Annotated in this window: 20 protein-coding genes; 13 read left to right on the plus strand and 7 right to left on the minus strand. The window is 36.8% G+C overall.

The genetic code is table 11. The features are described 5' to 3' along the window. Window positions 1-91: 91 nt before the first annotated feature. The 3 genes from LC095_RS12165 to LC095_RS12175 all read left to right on the plus strand — a co-directional run bounded on the left by LC095_RS12165 (window position 92) and on the right by LC095_RS12175 (window position 3,134). The gene (locus LC095_RS12165) at window positions 92-841 is read left to right on the plus strand and encodes a metal ABC transporter ATP-binding protein (protein ID WP_226528403.1); all 750 of its coding nucleotides are present in this window, start codon (window positions 92-94) and stop codon (window positions 839-841) included. 81 nt (window positions 842-922) lie between these two features. Further along, entirely contained in the window at window positions 923-2,239 is a 1,317-nt protein-coding gene (locus LC095_RS12170; protein ID WP_226528404.1) for a metal ABC transporter permease, read from the plus strand. Next, window positions 2,229-3,134, plus strand: a complete 906-nt coding sequence (locus LC095_RS12175; RefSeq protein ID WP_226528405.1) for a metal ABC transporter permease — start codon at window positions 2,229-2,231, stop codon at window positions 3,132-3,134. The genes LC095_RS12170 and LC095_RS12175 overlap by 11 nt, the downstream gene beginning before the upstream one ends. Before the next feature lie 65 nt (window positions 3,135-3,199). On the opposite strand, the gene LC095_RS12180 is transcribed toward LC095_RS12175, so the two are convergent. The 4 genes from LC095_RS12180 to LC095_RS12195 form a co-directional block, all read right to left on the minus strand. Beyond that, on the minus strand, window positions 3,200-3,385 hold the full coding sequence (locus tag LC095_RS12180; protein WP_026561804.1) for a hypothetical protein: 186 nt from the start codon (window positions 3,383-3,385) through the stop codon (window positions 3,200-3,202). 69 nt (window positions 3,386-3,454) lie between these two features. Then, window positions 3,455-4,495 (minus strand): cytochrome d ubiquinol oxidase subunit II, encoded by a 1,041-nt coding sequence (locus tag LC095_RS12185; protein WP_226528406.1) that lies wholly within the window; start codon window positions 4,493-4,495, stop codon window positions 3,455-3,457. A gap of 20 nt (window positions 4,496-4,515) precedes the next feature. Beyond that, window positions 4,516-5,871 (minus strand): cytochrome ubiquinol oxidase subunit I, encoded by a 1,356-nt coding sequence (locus LC095_RS12190; protein WP_226528407.1) that lies wholly within the window; start codon window positions 5,869-5,871, stop codon window positions 4,516-4,518. Between the two features lie 133 nt (window positions 5,872-6,004). After that, window positions 6,005-7,063, minus strand: coding sequence for a metal ABC transporter substrate-binding protein (locus LC095_RS12195; protein ID WP_226528408.1), 1,059 nt, complete (start codon window positions 7,061-7,063; stop codon window positions 6,005-6,007). A 216-nt stretch (window positions 7,064-7,279) separates the two neighbouring features. Between LC095_RS12195 and LC095_RS12200 the strand changes: the two genes are divergently transcribed. After that, window positions 7,280-7,843 (plus strand): beta-class carbonic anhydrase, encoded by a 564-nt coding sequence (locus LC095_RS12200; protein ID WP_226528409.1) that lies wholly within the window; start codon window positions 7,280-7,282, stop codon window positions 7,841-7,843. On the opposite strand, the gene yidD is transcribed toward LC095_RS12200, so the two are convergent. Further along, window positions 7,840-8,067 (minus strand): membrane protein insertion efficiency factor YidD, encoded by a 228-nt coding sequence (gene yidD / locus LC095_RS12205; RefSeq protein ID WP_226528410.1) that lies wholly within the window; start codon window positions 8,065-8,067, stop codon window positions 7,840-7,842. The genes LC095_RS12200 and yidD overlap by 4 nt on opposite strands. Window positions 8,068-8,204: 137 nt before the next feature. Between yidD and LC095_RS12210 the strand changes: the two genes are divergently transcribed. Further along, window positions 8,205-8,678: an S-ribosylhomocysteine lyase gene (locus LC095_RS12210; protein ID WP_226528411.1), complete on the plus strand. Its 474-nt coding sequence runs from the start codon at window positions 8,205-8,207 to the stop codon at window positions 8,676-8,678. A gap of 78 nt (window positions 8,679-8,756) precedes the next feature. Here LC095_RS12210 and LC095_RS12215 read toward each other — a convergent pair whose 3' ends face one another. After that, window positions 8,757-8,939 (minus strand): hypothetical protein, encoded by a 183-nt coding sequence (locus LC095_RS12215; protein ID WP_226528412.1) that lies wholly within the window; start codon window positions 8,937-8,939, stop codon window positions 8,757-8,759. A gap of 128 nt (window positions 8,940-9,067) precedes the next feature. Beyond that, window positions 9,068-9,214 (minus strand): hypothetical protein, encoded by a 147-nt coding sequence (locus LC095_RS12220; RefSeq protein ID WP_226528413.1) that lies wholly within the window; start codon window positions 9,212-9,214, stop codon window positions 9,068-9,070. A 321-nt stretch (window positions 9,215-9,535) separates the two neighbouring features. Here LC095_RS12220 and LC095_RS12225 point away from each other — a divergent pair, with 321 nt between their 5' ends. From LC095_RS12225 to LC095_RS12260, 8 genes are all read left to right on the plus strand, one after another. Next, window positions 9,536-10,354, plus strand: a complete 819-nt coding sequence (locus LC095_RS12225) for a sugar phosphate isomerase/epimerase family protein (protein ID WP_226528414.1) — start codon at window positions 9,536-9,538, stop codon at window positions 10,352-10,354. Between the two features lie 39 nt (window positions 10,355-10,393). Further along, the gene (locus tag LC095_RS12230; RefSeq protein ID WP_226528415.1) at window positions 10,394-11,371 is read left to right on the plus strand and encodes a Gfo/Idh/MocA family protein; all 978 of its coding nucleotides are present in this window, start codon (window positions 10,394-10,396) and stop codon (window positions 11,369-11,371) included. A gap of 460 nt (window positions 11,372-11,831) precedes the next feature. Next, complete coding sequence (locus tag LC095_RS12235) at window positions 11,832-13,184, plus strand: ABC transporter substrate-binding protein (protein ID WP_226528416.1); 1,353 nt, start codon at window positions 11,832-11,834, stop codon at window positions 13,182-13,184. A 78-nt stretch (window positions 13,185-13,262) separates the two neighbouring features. Then, a complete protein-coding gene (locus tag LC095_RS12240; RefSeq protein WP_318841614.1) occupies window positions 13,263-14,219 on the plus strand; it encodes a sugar ABC transporter permease in 957 nt (318 codons plus the stop codon). Beyond that, window positions 14,216-15,088 (plus strand): carbohydrate ABC transporter permease, encoded by an 873-nt coding sequence (locus LC095_RS12245; protein ID WP_226528417.1) that lies wholly within the window; start codon window positions 14,216-14,218, stop codon window positions 15,086-15,088. The genes LC095_RS12240 and LC095_RS12245 overlap by 4 nt, the downstream gene beginning before the upstream one ends. 131 nt (window positions 15,089-15,219) lie before the next feature. After that, complete coding sequence (locus LC095_RS12250) at window positions 15,220-16,140, plus strand: class II fructose-bisphosphate aldolase (protein ID WP_226528418.1); 921 nt, start codon at window positions 15,220-15,222, stop codon at window positions 16,138-16,140. A gap of 75 nt (window positions 16,141-16,215) precedes the next feature. Beyond that, on the plus strand, window positions 16,216-17,571 hold the full coding sequence (locus LC095_RS12255) for a protein O-GlcNAcase (protein WP_226528419.1): 1,356 nt from the start codon (window positions 16,216-16,218) through the stop codon (window positions 17,569-17,571). After that, complete coding sequence (locus tag LC095_RS12260; RefSeq protein WP_226528420.1) at window positions 17,568-19,376, plus strand: MBL fold metallo-hydrolase; 1,809 nt, start codon at window positions 17,568-17,570, stop codon at window positions 19,374-19,376. Before LC095_RS12255 ends, LC095_RS12260 begins: the two co-directional genes overlap by 4 nt. The last annotated feature ends 19 nt before the right edge of the window (window positions 19,377-19,395 follow it).

Raw genomic sequence — 19,395 nt, forward strand, 5'->3', positions numbered from 1 at the left:
CTCGGTCTTTTCTTAGCTATCGGTGTATTTTTAGTAGATTAATATTTTCGAACAATCATTCTATGATTATGAAGTAAGGTTGGTGTGATAGATGAATCCTGTTACAGTTGAAAATTTAACAGTTGCTTACCATCAGAAACCTGTTTTACAGGAGGTAAGTTTTGATGTACCCGAAGGAAAATTAATAGGAATAATTGGACCGAATGGAGCAGGAAAATCGACTTTAATTAAAGGGGTCTTAGGGTTAATCCCTATTGCTTCTGGTGAAGTGAATATTTTTGGAGAGCAATATAAAAAGCAACGCAAACGTGTTGGATATGTTCCACAGCGCGGCTCTGTTGATTGGGATTTTCCAACTAATGCCTTAGATGTTGTTCTAATGGGTAGATATGGGCATGTTGGTTGGTTTAAACGTCCAGGTAAAAAAGACGTAGAATTTGCAAGAGAGTGTCTGAAAAAAGTAGGAATGCTTGAATTTGAAAATCGCCAAATAAGCCAGCTATCTGGTGGTCAACAACAAAGGGTATTTTTAGCAAGAGCTCTAGCTCAGGATGCCGATGTATATTTTATGGATGAACCGTTTGTGGGAGTTGATGCAGCAACTGAAAAAGCGATTATTGCTTTATTAAACGAATTAAAAGCCAAGGGTAAGACAGTTCTTGTCGTTCATCATGATTTACAAACAGTAGAGGAGTATTTTGATTGGGTTCTCCTATTAAATATGAGAAAGGTTGCTTTTGGTCCAACAAAAGAAACCTTCACGATCGATAATCTTCAAAAAACGTACGGTGGAAAACTCACATTTTTACAAGACCAATCTGTTGTTGTTGAAGGGAAATGAGTAACCAAAACAAAAAAGTGAAATTTTAGGGAAAACCAATTGCAGGAAATGTCCCTTTAGAGAAAAATAGGAGTGAAGGAAATGTTTGAAGAACTCATGTTACAACTTCAAAATCCGAATACCCAATGGGTGTTACTTGGCACAATGCTCCTTGGTATTGCCAGTGGGGTTGTTGGGAGCTTTACCTTATTAAGAAAGCAAAGTTTAATTGGGGATGCCATGGCACATGCTGCCCTTCCAGGAGTCTGTATCGCCTATTTATTATATGGTTCAAAATCGCTGATTTGGTTTTTGGTCGGTGCAGTGATTGCAGGGTTAATTTCGTCTTTTATCATCCAAGTGATTATCAATCATTCTAAGATAAAGGAAGATTCTGCACTGGGAATTATAATCTCAGTATTTTTTGGATTTGGTATTGTTCTTCTAACCTATATTCAGCATAATGGAGCTGGTAATCAAAGTGGGCTGGATGACTTTATATTTGGGCAGGCTGCTTCCATGGTTGGGGCTGATGTTCAATTAATTACGATTATTGCCTTAATTTTGCTGGCGATAACGGCTATCTTTTATAAAGAATTTAAATTACTAACATTCGATCCACAATTCGCAAGGGGAATTGGAATACCGGCTAAATTTTTTAATGGACTATTACTTTTATTAATTGTATGTTCAGTGGTTATTGGATTACAGACTGTCGGAGTTGTATTAATGGCAGCCATGCTTATTACTCCAGCGATTAGTGCAAGGTATTGGACCGAGAGATTAAGTTCCATGATTATTATTTCAGGATTTATTGGTGGAGTGTCAGGAGTAATTGGGACATTATTGAGTACGATAATGGAAGGTATGGCAACAGGTCCACTTATTATTGTGGCAGCTACGATCATGTTTATCATTTCATTAGTGTTTGCGCCAAAACGAGGGTTACTTGCCAAGGCTCTAAAGCAATTGTCGCTTAGAAAACGAACAGCAGCAGAACAAATTTTCCTAAGCTTTTATGATGTTGCAGAAGGAGGAAATCTTCGTGACATTACAGAGGCTGATGTTCTTATAAAGCGTAAGGTTTCATCAAGCCTTTTCCAATATGCGATAAATGTATTGGAAAAGAAAGAATTCATTAGTAGAACGATGTCTGGTAGTTGGATGTTAACAGATAAGGGAATTGAAGCAGGCTATGATCTTGTATTGCAACAGCGTTTGTATGAAATGTATTTAATGCATGAAATGGAGTTTGCTCATCTGAAGCTAAAAACGCGAGATGACCTTAATTTAACTACTATTTCGAATGAAACAAAGGACCAGCTTTTAAAACTGTTACGCATTCATAACCGTGCACCATTATTAATGCCAAAGTCAGTAAATATTGGCGATCGGAGGATGATGATTAATGACTTATGATGCATGGATTATCATCACTGGTTCATTAGTAGGTATTACATGTGCGATGATTGGATGTTTTCTTGTTGTAAGAAAAATGGCGATGCTGGCCGATGCTATCTCACATACAGTTTTATTGGGTATTGTCGGTGGGTATTTAGTTAGCCGCAGCTTAGATGGACCTTCTTTATTAATTGGTGCAGTAGTAGTGGGACTATTAACTGCATTGCTTGTTCAGGTGTTAAGTGGAAAAGGTGTTCAAGGAGATGCGGCAATAGGAATTGTCTTTACATCTCTTTTTGCAGTCGGGGTTATTCTCTTGTCGGTGTTTGCAGGGGATATCCATTTGGATGTTGACCATGCACTGATGGGTGAGATCACATTTATTCCCTGGGATACAGTGCAATGGAATGGGATGGAATTAGGACCTAAAGCAGTCTGGCTCTTATCCTTTGTGTTCATCGTTAATTTACTGATCATTATCTTTTTTTATAAAGAATTTAAGATTAGTTCGTTTGATCCAGAAATGGCTGTAGCAATTGGTATCCCAGTGTTATTTATTCATTATTTACAAATGGGGATGCTTTCGATTACAACTGTTGCATCCTTTGATAGTGTGGGGGCTATATTAGTTGTGGCTATGCTTATTGTTCCAGCCTCTACAGCCTATTTATTAACAGATAAATTGCTGAGAATGTTATTTATTAGTGCTGGTATCGGTGTTATTTCAGCGATAAGTGGATATTACATGGCTTCTTTTCTTAATGTGTCAATAGCTGGAGCTATGGCCACTTCTACAGGAATTCTTTTTGCCTTAGCGTTCCTCTTCTCGCCAAAGCATGGACTGATTGCAAAAAAACGTGCTCAGAAAAAGCTATCAAAAGCAACATCAAAAACAGCAACTGTTGGAAATTAATTTAAAGGAAAATCCCGGTCGTATTGTACCGGGATTATTAAGTATTCAACCAAATCTATTATGTTTTATTCCATCAACCCATATTCAATTGCGCGATCAGCTACTAACTCATCCACATCCTGTGGAAGATCATCTAATGAACCGAATTCATAATCCCATAAATTTGTAAAAGAATCGACAAACATAGGAAAAGAATCTGCATTAGAATGTTTAACTTCATGACGAAATGATTCAATAAGGCTTTCCTTCATTATTCATTTCCCCCCAACGCAATGATATCGTTTTTATTTTTTACCAAAATGGCATTCTTATTCATAGATCTAGGATTCATTTTGCTTTAAATAGCGCTTATCCTTCATAAACAACTTCCAAAAGTAAACAAATCCTGGAAATAAAATAAGGAAACCTACAATATATGTTACAAATAGAGCTCTAAATGTATTTGGGTGTGTAAAGCCGGATTCAATAGTTACATCAGGATAAATCATATATGGTAAATGGGCCCTTCCGTATGCATAACTCGCTAGGAGATATTGTATAGTTACTGCGATAACTGCAAGTCTGGGGCGTCCAATTCGTCCCTTATGTCTCCCTGATGGAATGAATAGTGCAGCACCTGCAAGGATAAAAAGAAGAACAGACCCGATTAAAAATGGCAAATAGTCAAGCATGTTTGTATATAACCAATTAGCTTCAATCCTTAGAGTAATCATGATCAAAAAGGCCATTAATAATGAGATGGGACCTAGGATCAGAGCATCTCTTCGGTAAACCCGATATGCTTCCAGTTCATCTGCAACATTCGAGTAATCAGCTAATAGTAATGATGATAAAAAAAGTGTGCTACTTATGGCAAAGCCCATAAAGGCATATATATTCGGGCTAGTAAACAAGGCAGCAAAGTTAAGTTGATGAACTTCATTAATTTGCTCTATATAACCACCATGAGTAATAGGTAAAACAAGCATAAGAAGGGCAGGTATTATAAATCCGGATATTCCTGAAACGTAAGTTAGCCCTTTTTCATAATCTTTTGCTACATGAGAAAATACTAAAAATCCACTGCGCAGTGCCAGTAAAATTAAGATGAAACTTCCTGGAATCAATAATACTGTTCCGAGAATAAAGGTGGCACCAGGAAAAAAGCTCACAAGGGCAATGACGATCGCCACAATAAAAACATTCGTTACTTCCCAGGTAGGTGATAAATAACGGTTTGCGATATTCGTTGCATTTGTTTTTTCTTTATTAAAATAAATCATCGACCAAAAGCCTGCTCCAAAATCCATCGTTGCCATTACAGCATAGATAAAAACGAATCCCCAGAGTACAGTGATTGCGAGTAACGAATCTGCGGTCATATTGTTTCACCTCTTTTAGATTAGGTAATACTTACATCATTTTGCTGTAGGCTTCCACCGTCAAGCTCGTGCTCAACAGGATGACGTTTGAAATAATATTTTAGAACAGCCAAAACAGCGATTGCTAAAATAACATAGATAAGCGAAAAGAGTAAAAATAAAATTCCGATTTGGGTTGAGCCTGTAACGACATCTTCAGTCGCTAAGATTCGGTAGATAACCCATGGTTGCCTCCCTGTACAAGCAAATATCCAACCGAACTCAATGGAAAGGAGAGAGAGAGGACCTGCAATAACGAATGCATACATAAATAGTTTTGGAAAATGCTTTTTCTTTAAAAATTTATGCCAAATAAATCCGGCGATCGATAAAAATATGAGAAAGCTGCCGATAAGAACCATACCATTGAATAATGTATGAACAAATAAAGGTGGCCAATATTCCTCTGGAAAGTCATTTAATCCAATTACGACTGTTTCAAAGCTATTGCCTGCAAGAAAACTTAGCGCCCAAGGTATTTCAATTGCGAATTTTATTTCCTGTGTCTCACGATCTGTAAATCCTCCGATTGCTAAAGGGGCATAATCTTGTGTTTCAAAAAGTCCCTCTGCTGCAGCGAGTTTTTCCGGCTGATATTCATGGAGCATTTGTGCGGATTCGTGACCATTAAGAGCAGTTAAAAGAGAGAAAATCCCACCAACAATCAAGCTAAGTATGAGAGCCTTCCGATGAAATAGATAGACTCGTTCGTTACGCTTGTTTTTTAACATTTTAAAAGCTGCAATCGTACTAATCATAAATGCACCGGTCATGTAGGCCGAAACTGCAACATGTGCAGCTGAAATAAAGAAGCTGGGATTAAAAAAAGCCGCCCATGGATCGACATCAACAATTTCTCCATTTTCAATTTGAAACCCGGCAGGAGTTCCCTCAAAGGCATGTACATTTGTAATTAAGACAGCTGAGGCACTAGCTCCAATAAGGACAAGTGTGACACTAAGAATTCGCATTTTAGGTGAAATACGATCAGCGGCATACACATAAATAGACATAAATAAGGCTTCTATAAAAAAGGCATATATTTCAATTTGAAATGGTAAGGACATAACTCTACCAATAACCTCCATAAAACCCGGCCACAATAATGCAAGTTGAACACCAGCAATTGTTCCAGTAGGTATAGCAACGCCTAATAGAACAGCTTGACCTTTTGTCCACCGTTTAGCCATGACGGCATAATCCTGGTCTTTTGTTTTCTGGAAAAGCAGCTCCGCACATAATATCATTAAGGGAAGCCCAACCCCCAGTGTTGCAAAAATAATATGGAAACCCATGGTTGTTCCGAACAGTGAACGTGCTAAAACTAAATCATCCATCATGATCCGCCTTTCTCTTTCCACTCTTGTCGTAATCAACCATAGTGTCCACTATTTTCTAAAGAATATTCTTCTAGTTTTGCTAATTATAAACATAAAAAAAAGTGAGCGTTTATCACGCTCACTTCATTCCTCAGTTCAGTGCCTTTTCTAATGTTTCAATGTTTTTCTTCATAATGCTAAAGTAATCTTCTTTATTAGTAATATCTTCATCGGTAAGTGTTTCTAAATTGTTTAAAGTTAATGCTTCTGCACCAATTTCTGACTGTACGATATCAGTTACATTACTACTTACATTCGTTTCAAAAATAATATATTTAATATCATGTTCTTTAGCCGTTTCAATGATTGTTTGTAATTCCTTTTGTGAAGGTTCCTGGGTTGGAGACAAACCTAAAACACTAATTTGTTCAATGCCATAACGGCTTTCCCAATACCCATATGCAGCATGTGAAACTAAAATTTCCCTTTTGCTTGCTTTATTGATAACGTCTGAGAAAGATTGATCTAATTCATTTAATTGTGTTTTCAAAGCCTCAAAGTTATTTTCAAATGTTTCTTTTCCATCAGGATGTAATTCAGTCAATGCGTTTTTAATGTTTTCTGCTAATTGAATAGAAAGAATTGGGTCCATCCATACATGTGGATCTGTATCCCCATGATCGTGCACATGTTCTTCTTCTGTTGCAGCTTCCTCATGAGTATGTTCATCCTCATGAGCTGCTTCATCGTGAGAATGCTCTGCTTCCTCATGGGAATGTTCTTCCTCAGTAGCAACTTCCTCATGGGAGTGTTCTGTTTGATCTAATAGTTCGATATCTTCGCCTGCATTTATGAATGTGACATCTTCATCTTTAAGTGATTCTTGTGCTTTTTCAGCAAAGGATTCAAATCCTACACCTGAATAGATAAAACCATCTGCTTCAGCAATGTTTACCATATCTTTTGTAGATGGTTCAAATGTATGTGCATCGGCACCTGGAGGAATGACGTTTTCAACTTCTACTAAATCTCCACCAATTTTTTTTGTGAAATCTTCCAGTGGGTACAGTGTTGTGTAAATTTTAAGTGTATCCGAATCAGTTGCAGGTTCGGAGGATTGTGAGGAGGATGTATCTCCATTACTGTTGCAACCAACTAGTATACTAGATATAAAGAGCATGGTGCTTAATGATAGTAAATATTTTTTCACTTTTCGTGATCTCCTTTCAATAAATCAGTATGATTACGATTAAGCCTTCATTATTATATCTTAATCATTCCGAATTGAGAACTAATTTTTTATTTTTTAGAAGATAAATAGTAACTGTTTCGATTTGAACAAGTAATATAGTAATCTAAAATTAGTGATAACTCAAGAGATATGGTATATTTATTTAAAAGTTATTTTTTATGGAGGAGATAGAACATGAGAATCGTAGATGAAATTTTAGCACATAATGAAAAGTTTGTAGCAAATAAAGAATTCGAAAAGTTTGAGACAACGAAATTTCCAGAGAAAAAGCTTGTTGTTCTTTCTTGCATGGATACTAGATTAGTTGAGCTGCTTCCTCAAGCAATGAATGTGCGAAATGGTGATGTGAAAATTGTTAAAAGTGCAGGTGCAATTGTAGCACATCCATTTGGAAGTATTATGAGAAGTATATTGGTTGCTGTATATGAATTAAAGGCAGATGAAATTTGTGTCATTGGTCACCATGATTGCGGGATGAGTAAACTCAGTCCAGAATCATTTCTTTCTAAAGCTATCGAAAAAGGTGTGGATAAAGAGAAAATCGACACAGTTAAGTATGCCGGGGTCGATTTAGATCAATGGTTAAAAGGATTCAATAACGTTGAAGACAGTGTGCGTGATAGTGTAGAAACTATTAAAAACCATCCATTCCTTGCTAGCGGTATTCCAGTACATGGACTTGTTATTGATCCTTCAACAGGAAAATTAGATGTTGTTGTGAATGGATATGAAGATTAATTCTCTTTTTTCTTTTCAGGTACAAGATCTATGCCGCCCGGGTGAAAAGGATGGCATTTCAAAATCCGTTTAATCGTCAAATATCCTCCTTTTAGGATTCCAAAGCGTTGAATAGCCTCTATACCGTAGTGTGAGCATGTAGGGTAGAAGCGACAAGTTGGAGGTTTAATTGGTGAAATGAATTTTTGGTAGAACCGAATGGTAAGGATAAATATGTTTTTCATAATTGACCTTCTTTTCCAATAAAATTGTCTAATCGCTTTTGTTACTATTTACTATACTAAAAGAGGTTATCATACGCTATTAACTTTACCTATGATACAATGAATTAGGACTTATTTTTTTATAGGAGTGAAAGAGTATGCCTTCCGTTGAAAGCTTTGAATTAGATCATAACGCCGTAAAGGCTCCGTATGTTCGCCACTGTGGTGTTCATAAAGTGGGCAGTGATGGTGAAGTAAATAAATTTGATATTCGTTTTTGTCAGCCAAATAAACAAGCGATGAAACCTGATATAATTCATACATTGGAACATTTATTGGCATTCAATATTCGTGAACATGCTGAGAAATATGATCACTTCGATATTATTGATATATCACCAATGGGATGTCAAACCGGATACTATTTAGTTGTAAGTGGTAAGCCTGAGGTAAATGAAATTATTGATCTTCTTGAAGATACAATGAAAACAGCAGTTGAAATTACAGAAATTCCAGCTGCAAACGAAAAACAGTGTGGCCAAGCAAAGCTTCATGATTTAGAAGGAGCAAAACGTCTAATGCGTTTTTGGCTTGAGCAAGATAAAGAAGAACTAGCGAAAGTATTTGGATAAGTAAAGGTGTCCCAAGGATGGGCATATTCGAGTATAAAGTACAAAAGATATAATAAGCAGACCAGTCAATGGGTCTGCTTATTTCGTCATGATACAAGTGTAAGGATTATATAAAGTATGTGTTTTAGTCGGACTATAGACCATTCCACCAATCATTGTCCAGGTAACGTTATAATATTCTTTAAGCAGCACTAGGTCTGCATCCGCCTCTTTTGAAATCCTCCCTTTATCATGTCCGCATCCCACAGCGGTATGCCGCATTCACCTGTTTTTTTCAATGCCTCATTCATTTTAACTTTACTAGAAGCTAGTGTTCCATCCTTTAACCTTGCTACTCCATCCTTTACAGATACGTGGTATCCACCAAATAAAGGTCCCGTCTCCTAAACTCATTGCTTGTAGGACTTAAACGCTCCTTCTGTTTCTTCATATGTAGCATCAGAATGATCAATAGCAACAACTATACCTTCTATTACTATTTTTAAACGAGCCCAGTCCTCCTCGAAGCTCTGGAGCAATTGTCGCCATTTTGACAAGGTTTGCTAACTGCTCCAGTATCATATCTATTTCTAGTATGTCAGGGTGTCTTAACTATTTTTCATTTTGCATTGATCCTAAAGGGATGAATGGACATGTAAAAAAGCTACTTTCTTACTAAAAAGTGGAGATAAAAAGAAATATGATTAGCGTTTTTTGAATAACAATAACCTTGACAGCTTAAATTCATTAGAATATTGTAATCAATCAAGGACCTCTCCAAATTATGAGAGTAATAGTTTGCATTCACGAAAAATGTAAGGGTATTCATCAATCAGTGTTTAGAAGGGTCCCAATATGTTAAAAGAGGTGAATAATATTTGATCATTGGTTTTCAATCAGCAAATTATTTTGCACGAGCAACAAATTACCAAACAAGTATGGATTTATGGGGAGATGCAGAACGAAAAGTAATTGAGAACTTTAGCTTAGCCGAATTTGATCGTATATGTCGTGATATTCATGAAGCTGGTTTTGATCATATGGAGCTATGGATGGGTCATGCCTTTCCAAAATTTATGACCCCTGATTTAGCTGGTGAGTTAAAAGCTATTTGGGAACAACACGGATTAAGTGTGTACTCATACTCTTGTTCTCTAGGTGATCCAGTAAGACACCCTAGATGGACAAAACTTTGTTTTGAAACAGCTAGAATGCTAGGAATAAGCTTAATTACTAGTGGTATATCCAAAGAAGCCGCTCCAGTTATTTACGGGTTGTGTAAAGAATATGAAATGAGAGTAGCTGTTGAAAATCACCCAGAAAAACATCCAGATGAGATTAAGGCCATTATAGGAGATTATAGTGATTTACTTGGAACTGCAGTTGATACAGGTTGGTATGCAACACAGGGTTTTTCTGCACCTGAGGCACTTCGTCTATTGAAAGACTCACTAATCCATGTCCATTTAAAGGATGTAAATGAAGTTGGAAAACATAATCCGGTAGCTTTAGGTTCTGGTATTGCAAACATTGAGGCCTGTATAGATGCCTTAAAAGAAATTAAATATGATCAAACACTTTCAATTGAACAAGAATCAGGGAGTTACGACCCTACTAAGGATTGTGCTGTTGCCCTTAAATGGGTACGAGAATCGCTAGATAAAAAGGTCATTGAAACAAATTCGGTTGAACTGTAAGATCAAATACCAAGGCCAAAAAGAGGAGTGATGAAACATATGATACGTATTGCTCTGGTTGGAACAGGATGGCAGGGACAAGGTCATTTGAATACGATGCAAAATATGAAGAACATACAAGTAGTAGGTGTTTGCGATGTAAACGAGGACATGTTAAAAAAAGCTTCAACAAAATTCTCCATTCAGGGTTTTACTAGCTATGTTGAGATGCTAGAAGAAACAAAGCCTGATGGGGTTATTATCTGTACACCACCTGAAATAAGAGAGTTTCTTGTCAGAGAAGCTGCTGAAAGAGGAATTCATTGTTTTATAGAAAAACCGCCAGCGAAAGATCTAGGAACGGCAAATAAAGTACAAGAGATTTTAGAAAAAACAGGTGTTATGAACAGTGTTGGCTTTATGTATCGATATAGTCCTGCTGTAAAATTCACAAAGAAACTAATTTCTGATAGAAGAATAACGTTAGTTCGAAGTGCTATGCTTGATGGACTTGCTCTTCGTCCGAATTGGCCTCGTTGGTTTTTTGATAGGGAACGCTCTGGTGGTCCTGCCTTTGATCAAGCCATCCATATCTTTGATTTATCTCGTTATCTATTAGGGGAAGTAGATCAATTAACAGGTTATCAAGATAATCTTGTTGTCCCTAAAGCAAATGACTTTACCGTAGAAGATAGTTTTAGCCTTACGATGAGATATAAAAATGGAACCTTGCAAAATCATACTCATACTTGGTCATACCCTGATGTATTTACACAAATTGAGTTGATATCACATGAGCTACACATAACTCTTGATCTTGTTAAAGGGAGAGTTAGTGGAAAAATAGACGATGAGACAGTTTGCTTTGAATCAAATGAACATTCTTTATATCACCTAGAATTGGAAGCGTTCGCAAACGCGGTAGCTGAAAACAACCCTGACCATATACGATCAACATATAAAGATAGTGTGAATTCTCTAGCTGTTGCTCTAAAAGCAATGGAAGCACTTGACCCTAGTGTAAAAGTAGATATTTAGCGTCCTACTGTAAGATGAACTCTTTTTAAGGGTTCATTTTTTTATATTTTCAATTTTATTGGTTTTTAGTGGAGTTATGTTGGAAAGTGTGTTTATCCCTGTTGTTGTTGGGAGGATTTTGTGTTCTTTTTATGATAAGATTTAGCAATTTCTCGGTTAAAATTAAGTTGAAGCATAAGATTTTGATGGATTTTGTAGTTATTCATCGATTTTTTATCTGAAAATACATTGTAAAGTTATCAAAATATTGTTGACATTGAAAGCGTATACATAGATAATAAGAACAAGCCAACAAAAACTCACAAAAACAGTTAATAAACCACAAACAAACAACAAGAAGAATGAGTATATTCGATCTAACTCCTCGGGCAGCATGATTTTTCACCATAATTTACTAGTAATCTAGTTTTTTCTGTGAGTTTCTAGGTGAAGAAAGTTTTATAACAAAGGGGGAAAAAGTATGAGCAGTATCAAAAAATCTTTATCTTTGCTATTGGTTTTAGTAATGAGCTTGGGAACGTTCCTAGTAGGGTGTTCGGGAAATGAAGAAGCCACAACAAATGAAGAATCAAACAAATCGAAAGATGGGGGATCCGAAGAAGTCGTAGAGCTTGATTTTTGGACATTCTGGGGTTCAGAAACACGGAGACCAATTATCGAAAAAATTATTGAAGACTTTAACAACTCCCAAGATAAAATCCATGTTAAACATACATATCTTCCATGGGGAGATATTTGGACAAAAGAGCTAGCTGCAGTAGCTGCTGGTAATCCCCCAGATGTGATCATCAATGACATAAATACAGTAAGACAGCGTGCTGATAAGAAGCAAAACGAAAGTTTAGGAAAATTCTTTGAACAAGATACAAGTATAAAAGATCAGTATTATCCAGAATTATGGAATGCAGTTGTTCATGATGGTGAGCCATATGCGGTACCTTTTAATACAGACACTCGTTTACTTTTCTGGAACAAAGATATTTTTAAAGAAGTTGGCTTAGACCCAGATCAACCTCCAAAAACTTGGGATGAATTACAAGAATTTGCCAAGAAGATTGATCAAAAAGCAGGGAAGCGTTATACAAGGATCGGCTTCTTACCAAGACATAAAATTGGACCGGATATCTGGACTCTAAATGCAACAGGTCACGGTAACTGGGACTACGAAAATGCTAAACCAATCATTAATGAGCCTAAAGCAGAAGAAGCGCTCCAATGGGTATATGATTATGAACAACAGTATGGAGACGATGTGATTAATGCATTTAAAGCTGAATTTGGTCAAGATCAAGCAGATCCATTCATATCTGGAAAATTAGGAATGGTTGTGACAACTCCAACTGATGCGTTTACAAAAATTCGTGACTTTGGAAATGGAATGGATTTTGGTGTTGCTCCAATGCCAGAGATGGAGCCAGGTAATGGCCATACTGTATGGGGTGAAGGATTTGTAGCAGAAGTACCATTCGGTGCAAAGAATCCCGAAGCATCATGGGAATTTATTAAATATTTAACAGGTCCTGAAGCACAAGAATATTGGGCAGTTCAAAACTTTGATAATGTGGCCAATATTGAAGGTTCAGAAAATGCTGCAAATAGTTCTGAATTTGATGAAGATAGCAAGAGGGTTTTTGATGCAGCCATTACGAATATGGAGCATACAATCTTAACTCCGTTTCCATTGGAGGCGCCTGATCTAAATAACTTAGTTAATCCTGAGTTTGAAAAAGCGTTGTTAGGTGAGCAAACGCCTAAAGAAGCATTAGAGGCAGCTCAAAAAGCTGTGGAGAAGTTAGCAGAAAGTTCAAAATAATTCAAAGAAGATAACAGGGAGTGAAACGCATTTTTCGCTCCCTGATTAATTAAACTTGGGATTAGGAGGATGGAAAATATGCAGACCCAGGTTACAACAAATAAAAAGACGGAAATAAAAAAATCAAACAAAGTCATGAGTCTAGATAAAAAGGAAGGGTTACAAGGATATCTTTTCATAGCACCATGGATATTTGGTTTCCTTACCTTAATTGCAGGTCCGATGTTGTTCTCGTTATATGCTAGTTTTACGAACTACGATATTACATCAAGAATGGATTTTGTTGGACTGAAAAACTATATACGAATGTTTACGAATGATGATTTGTTTTGGACGGCCCTGGGTAATACGCTTTACTATGTTGCGATCTCAGTACCACTAACAACTGCTGGTGCTGTGCTATTAGCTGTTTTATTAAATCAGGGTGTACCTGGAATGAGGATGTATCGAACGATCTTCTATCTTCCAGCTGTCTTATCTGGTGTCGGGGTCTACTTGTTATGGATGCAACTATTAAGCCCAAGCTCTGGTCTAGTAAATACCGTTCTTTCTTGGGTGGGGATAACAGGTCCGGCATGGTTGTTTGATCCAGCATGGACAAAGCCGGCATTAATCTTTATGAAACTTTGGAGCCTCGGTGGTGGAATGCTATTATATCTTGCTAGTTTACAAGGGGTTTCTAAATCACTGTATGAAGCTGCAGAAATAGATGGCGCTAATGCATATAAACGTTTTAGACATATCACACTGCCTATGATCACTCCTGTTATTTTCTTTGACTTAGTGACAAGTTTAATTGGAGGATTTCAAATTTTCCAAGAAGCATATGTAATGAGTGAAAGTGGTGACGGTGGTCCTGCAAACTCACTCGTTTTTTATAACCTACATATGTGGAATAAAGCATTTGAAGTCTTTGATATGGGATATGCAATGGCCATGTCTTGGATCCTATTTATCGTTATTCTAGTCATTACAGTTATTAATTTAAAACTAGCTCCGCGATGGGTGCACTATGAAGGAGAGGATCGAAAATGAGTGTCTCAGCTCAGAAAACTTCACATTTCCAAAGTGTAAAAGTAAAGAAAAAAATAAACCAAACCATCGTCACGATTATCCTCTTGCTAGGAAGTGTATTGATTCTTTCACCAGTATGGTGGATGTTCGCTACATCTGTTAAAGACATGGGAGAAATCATGCAATATCCTCCTACATTTATCCCAAATGAATGGAACTGGAGTAACTATATAGAAACATGGAAAGCCGCTCCTTTTACTAGATACTTATTTAATACATTTTTAATAACGATTTTCGTGGTACTAGGAAATGTATTATCAAACTCTTTTATTGCGTATGGCTTTGCAAAAATTCGCTTTAAAGGACGTAATTTTTTATTTGCTGTTGTTTTAGCGACAATGATGATTCCCGGATTCGTTACGATGATCCCCCATTATGTCATATTCTCTAAGTTAGGATGGTTAAACACATACCTTCCATTAATCGTCCCTGCTTTCTTTGGAAGTGCGTTTAATATCTTCCTTATTCGACAGTTTTTCCTAACAATCCCGAATGAGCTTATTGAAGCAGCGAAAATTGATGGTGCTAGTCATTTTAGAATTTGGTATACGATTATGCTTCCGCTTGCAAAACCCGCCATTGCAATGGTTGCCATTTTCTCCTTTAACGGTGCTTGGAATGACTTTCTAGGACCATTACTTTATGTAAATGATGAATCACTTTACACATTACAAATTGGACTTCAAGTGTTTAAAGGCCAGCTTGCTACACAATGGAATTATTTAATGGCCGGATCTCTATTGGTTCTACTCCCAGTTATTGTTTTATTTTTTATCTTCCAAAGGTATTTTATTGAAGGGATGAATTTAACAGCTGGTTCTAAAGGTTAAAGAAGTTATTTGAGTAAGAATGTAAATATGGTAGTTATCTCTTACATGTTAAAGATAAAAACAGTAGGAGAGATCAGTTTTAAAAAATCTGTTGTAAAGGATATCTAGATTGTCAAAGGAGATTTCATATTATGACCAAAAAAACAAAGCTTAAAAATGTTTTAACTTTGAAAGAAGCATTGGTAAAAGCGGAAGAAAACCATTTTGCCATTGGTTCTTTTTCACCAAGATATAGCCCAATGATTCGTCCAATTTTACGTGCAGGAGAAAAAACACAATCACCAGTTATTATACAAATTTCTGAAAAAGAATTAGTTCGCTATGATGTTACTCCTAAAGAAATTGCAGAGGAGTTTTATACAGCACTAATTGAAGAAAATATAACTGTTCCTGTAGTCCTTCACCTTGATCACACAAAACAAATGTCTGTCATAGAAGAAGCAATTGAAGCAGGCTTTACCTCTGTAATGATTGACGCATCTGAAAAAGAGCTAGAGGAAAATATTAAAATAAGTAAAGAAGCTGTTGAATTTGCTCACACAAAAGGTGTTTCAGTTGAAGCGGAGTTAGGTAAGATTGGCACCACTGACTTTGTTGAGACAGATAAGGATGAAGAGCTATATACGGACCCACAAGAAGCTTTGAAATTTGTAATGGCAACTAATTGTGATGCTCTTGCCGTTTCAGTTGGCACTGCACATGGTGTTTATAACGTAAGACAACCAAAGGTAGACTTAGAGAGACTAATCGCCATTCGTGATCTTACACCTGTTCACTTAGTTCTTCATGGTGGATCAGGAGTTCCTTCATACATGATTAAAGAAGCGACAAATCTTTCAAATGGAGGTATCAGTAAAGTAAACATAGCAACTGATTTAGAGCTTTCTTTCTTAAAATCACTTGGTCGAGAAGAAAGAATGACAAACGAGGAATGTAAAGCACTGCCGTTAGAACAATTAGAGGTTGGAAGAGTTGCAGTAGAAAAAACAGTGATGGATAAAATAGAAAATTTCCTAGGTAGTGCTAATAAAACCGGTGTATTTGATCTTTAAGGATCTTTTAGCATAGCTGCTAGCATAGTAACGCTAACGAAAATTAATGATCTTTAAAAAAGGAGATGTTACGTAATGTCCAATCCCCCTTTCCCTATAAGAGGGGTTATAGAAGGATTCTACGGCTTATTTTACACAGCACCAGAACGAGAAGATTTAATTTCTTTTATTGCAGCTCATGGGTATAACCAATATATTTATGGCCCCAAAAACGACCGCCAGCACCGTGCACGCTGGAGAGAACCATACCCTGATTTCATCATGAAACAGTTTGCTGAAACAGTAAAACTCTCGGAAGAACTCGGGATTGACTTTTGCTATTCAATTGGTTCTGGTGTGTCCATAAACTATGCAGCTGAAGAGGATTTTCATCATATAACAACGAAATTTCAAGCATTTTATGATATAGGTGTTCGGACATTCATGATTATGCTTGATGATATTTCCGCTGAATTCCGCCATAAAGAAGAACAGATGATGTTTGCTAGTTATGGTGAAGCACATGTTTCCTTAACAAATAAATTGTTTCATTGGTTAAAATCCCTTGATTCAACATGTCAATTGGCTATTTGTCCAACAGATTATCACGGTCTTGCACCATTTAGTGATTATATTCATGAGCTTGGAAGAGGGTTAGATCCTGAAATCAATATTTATTACACGGGTCCGGACATTTGCTCTGAAACCATTACAGAACAAGATGCTACTGATTTTGCAAAGGCGGTAAAGAGAAAGCCAGTTATCTGGGATAACTACCCTGTAAATGATTTGGCGATGTCATCTGAAATGCACATTGGGCCAATTAGCGGCAGAGCATCTACACTACCAAAAGTGTGTAAGGGCTTTATTGTGAATACAATGCCACAGGCTGAAGCCTCCAAAATTGCATTACTCACATTTGCAGACTATTTTGAGAAACCTGAAAGCTATAACCCTTGGAACTCATGGGAAAAAGCGCTAAAAGTTATTGGTGGTGAAGAACACTATCATGCATTAAGACGCTTTGCGGAGAATTCATTATTTTCCTGCTTAGGTTACCAAGATGCCGAGCAATTGAAGCTGCTAACTGCAAATGCTTTATCTGCTCTTCAATCAGGAGAGCTAGCAACTAACAGTATATATGTACAAAAGCTTTATGAGTACTTAGATTCATTAGATGAAGCTGGTTATACGTTAAAGTTTAGAATGACAAATTATCACTTAAGAAATAATCTTGCACCATGGATTGAGCTTATGGAAAGCTGGGCATGGGCAGGTAGGAGAGCAATTGCTGTTTTAAGAGCCCTGGAAAAAAATGAAGAGGTTGATTTACTTGTTAACTTGCTGAAGGAATCTACTTTAGAAGTAGAAAAACATCCAAAACGATATGCAGGAAGGATTCTACATCCGTTAATTGAATTTGCATTGGCGAGGGTTGAACTAAACAAATGAAGCAAATCTGGACTAATCTATATGTTTATAAAGATACGTGTAATGTCTATATCCTTAAAACAAATGAGAAAGCAATTTTAATAGATTTTGGAAACGGGGATGTATTGGATGAGCTTCATTCAATTGGAGTTACAGAAATAACGGATATCCTTATGACCCACCATCATCGTGACCAAGCACAAGGACTAGAAAGGGCTGTAAGGAAGGAAATCCGAATTTGGGTTCCATATGTAGAGAAGGATTTATTTGAAAAGGTAGATGAACATTGGAAGGCTAGAGAAATTGATAACAATTATAATATGAGGCAAGATCGATTCTCAATCCTTCATTCAATACCTATATATCAAGCATTAAGAGACTACGCCATGTACACCTTAAATGGGATCGAGCTGACGGTGGTACCTTCACCTGGACACACAACAGGTTCCATTTCATTCATAACAAAGCTGGATGGAAAAAAACTAGCTTTTACTGGTGACTTAATCTACGCCCCTGGAAAGGTATGGTCAATGTCTGCAACACAATGGTCATATAACGGGGGAGAAGGAATTGCATATAGTGTCCTCTCCTTACTAGATATTCAGGATCGAAAACCTGATCTGTTGCTGCCATCACACGGATTTATGATGGATGCACCTTTTGAAGCGATTAATCAATTAGTAAACCGTTTTTCAAAGCTGATGAAACTTCGAAAGCAGAATCCAAGGTTATTTCAATTAAGAGAAAACCCATATGAAGCCATTACTCCACATTTATTAAAAAATCGCACGAGTATGTCGAACTCATATGTCGTTTTATCGAAAAGCGGTAAAGCTTTATTCATAGACTTTGGCTACGATTTTATGGGAGGGATTGCAGCAGGTGCTGATAGGGCCTCAAGAAGACCATGGCTTTATACGATTTCTAGGCTAAAGGAACAGTTTGGAATTAAAAAGATTGATGTGGTGATTCCAACCCATTTCCATGACGATCATGTGGCGGGACTAAATGTTTTAAGGGATGTAGAAGGGACGGAGGTGTGGTGTCCTGAAAATTTCTCTTCCATTTTAGAACAGCCAAAAAAATATAATCTCCCATGTCTCTGGTATGATCACATAAAAGTAGATCGAACACTGCCACTGCAAAAAGCAATTAAGTGGGAAGAATATGAATTTACCTTACATGAGCAATCAGGTCATACCTTATATTCGGTAGTCATTGATTTTATGGTTGATGGTAAGCGAGTGTTGGCCATAGGAGACCAATATCAAGATGAGAATGTAAATTATGTTTACCATAATAAATTCCGAATTTGGGACTACTGTGACAGTGCTAATCTGTATCGGACCATTCATCCAGATATTTTAATTTCAGGTCACTGGGATCCGGTATATGTCGATGAAGAGTTTTTAGATCACATATATAATCAAGGTGAATTATTAAAGCAATATCACGAGGAACTGTTACCTTTAGAGGAATTGGATCTTGGAGAAGAAGGTTTTGGAGCAGCTATTTATCCATACCAAACACATATCGAAGCAGGAGAAACTTTTTCCATAACCATTGAGGTTAAAAATCCTTTCTATGATGAAAAAACAGTCGTTGCCAAACTCATTACACCAGACGGATGGATCGTTGAAAATAGTGAGGTATGTAAGAGTTTACCTGGAAATACGTCCTATCAGTACTCAACGGGCATTACAGTTCCAAAAGGGATAGCAGGAAACAAGCTCCTAATGGCTGTGGATTTAAAGATTGATGAGTATCATTTCGGCCAACACGCTGAAGCACTTGTTTCCATTATAAATAAATTGCATGAAAGCTAAATATGAATATAAAGGGCTA

The organism is Metabacillus niabensis, from assembly GCF_020524345.1.
GTDB lineage: Bacteria > Bacillota > Bacilli > Bacillales > Bacillaceae > Metabacillus > Metabacillus niabensis_B.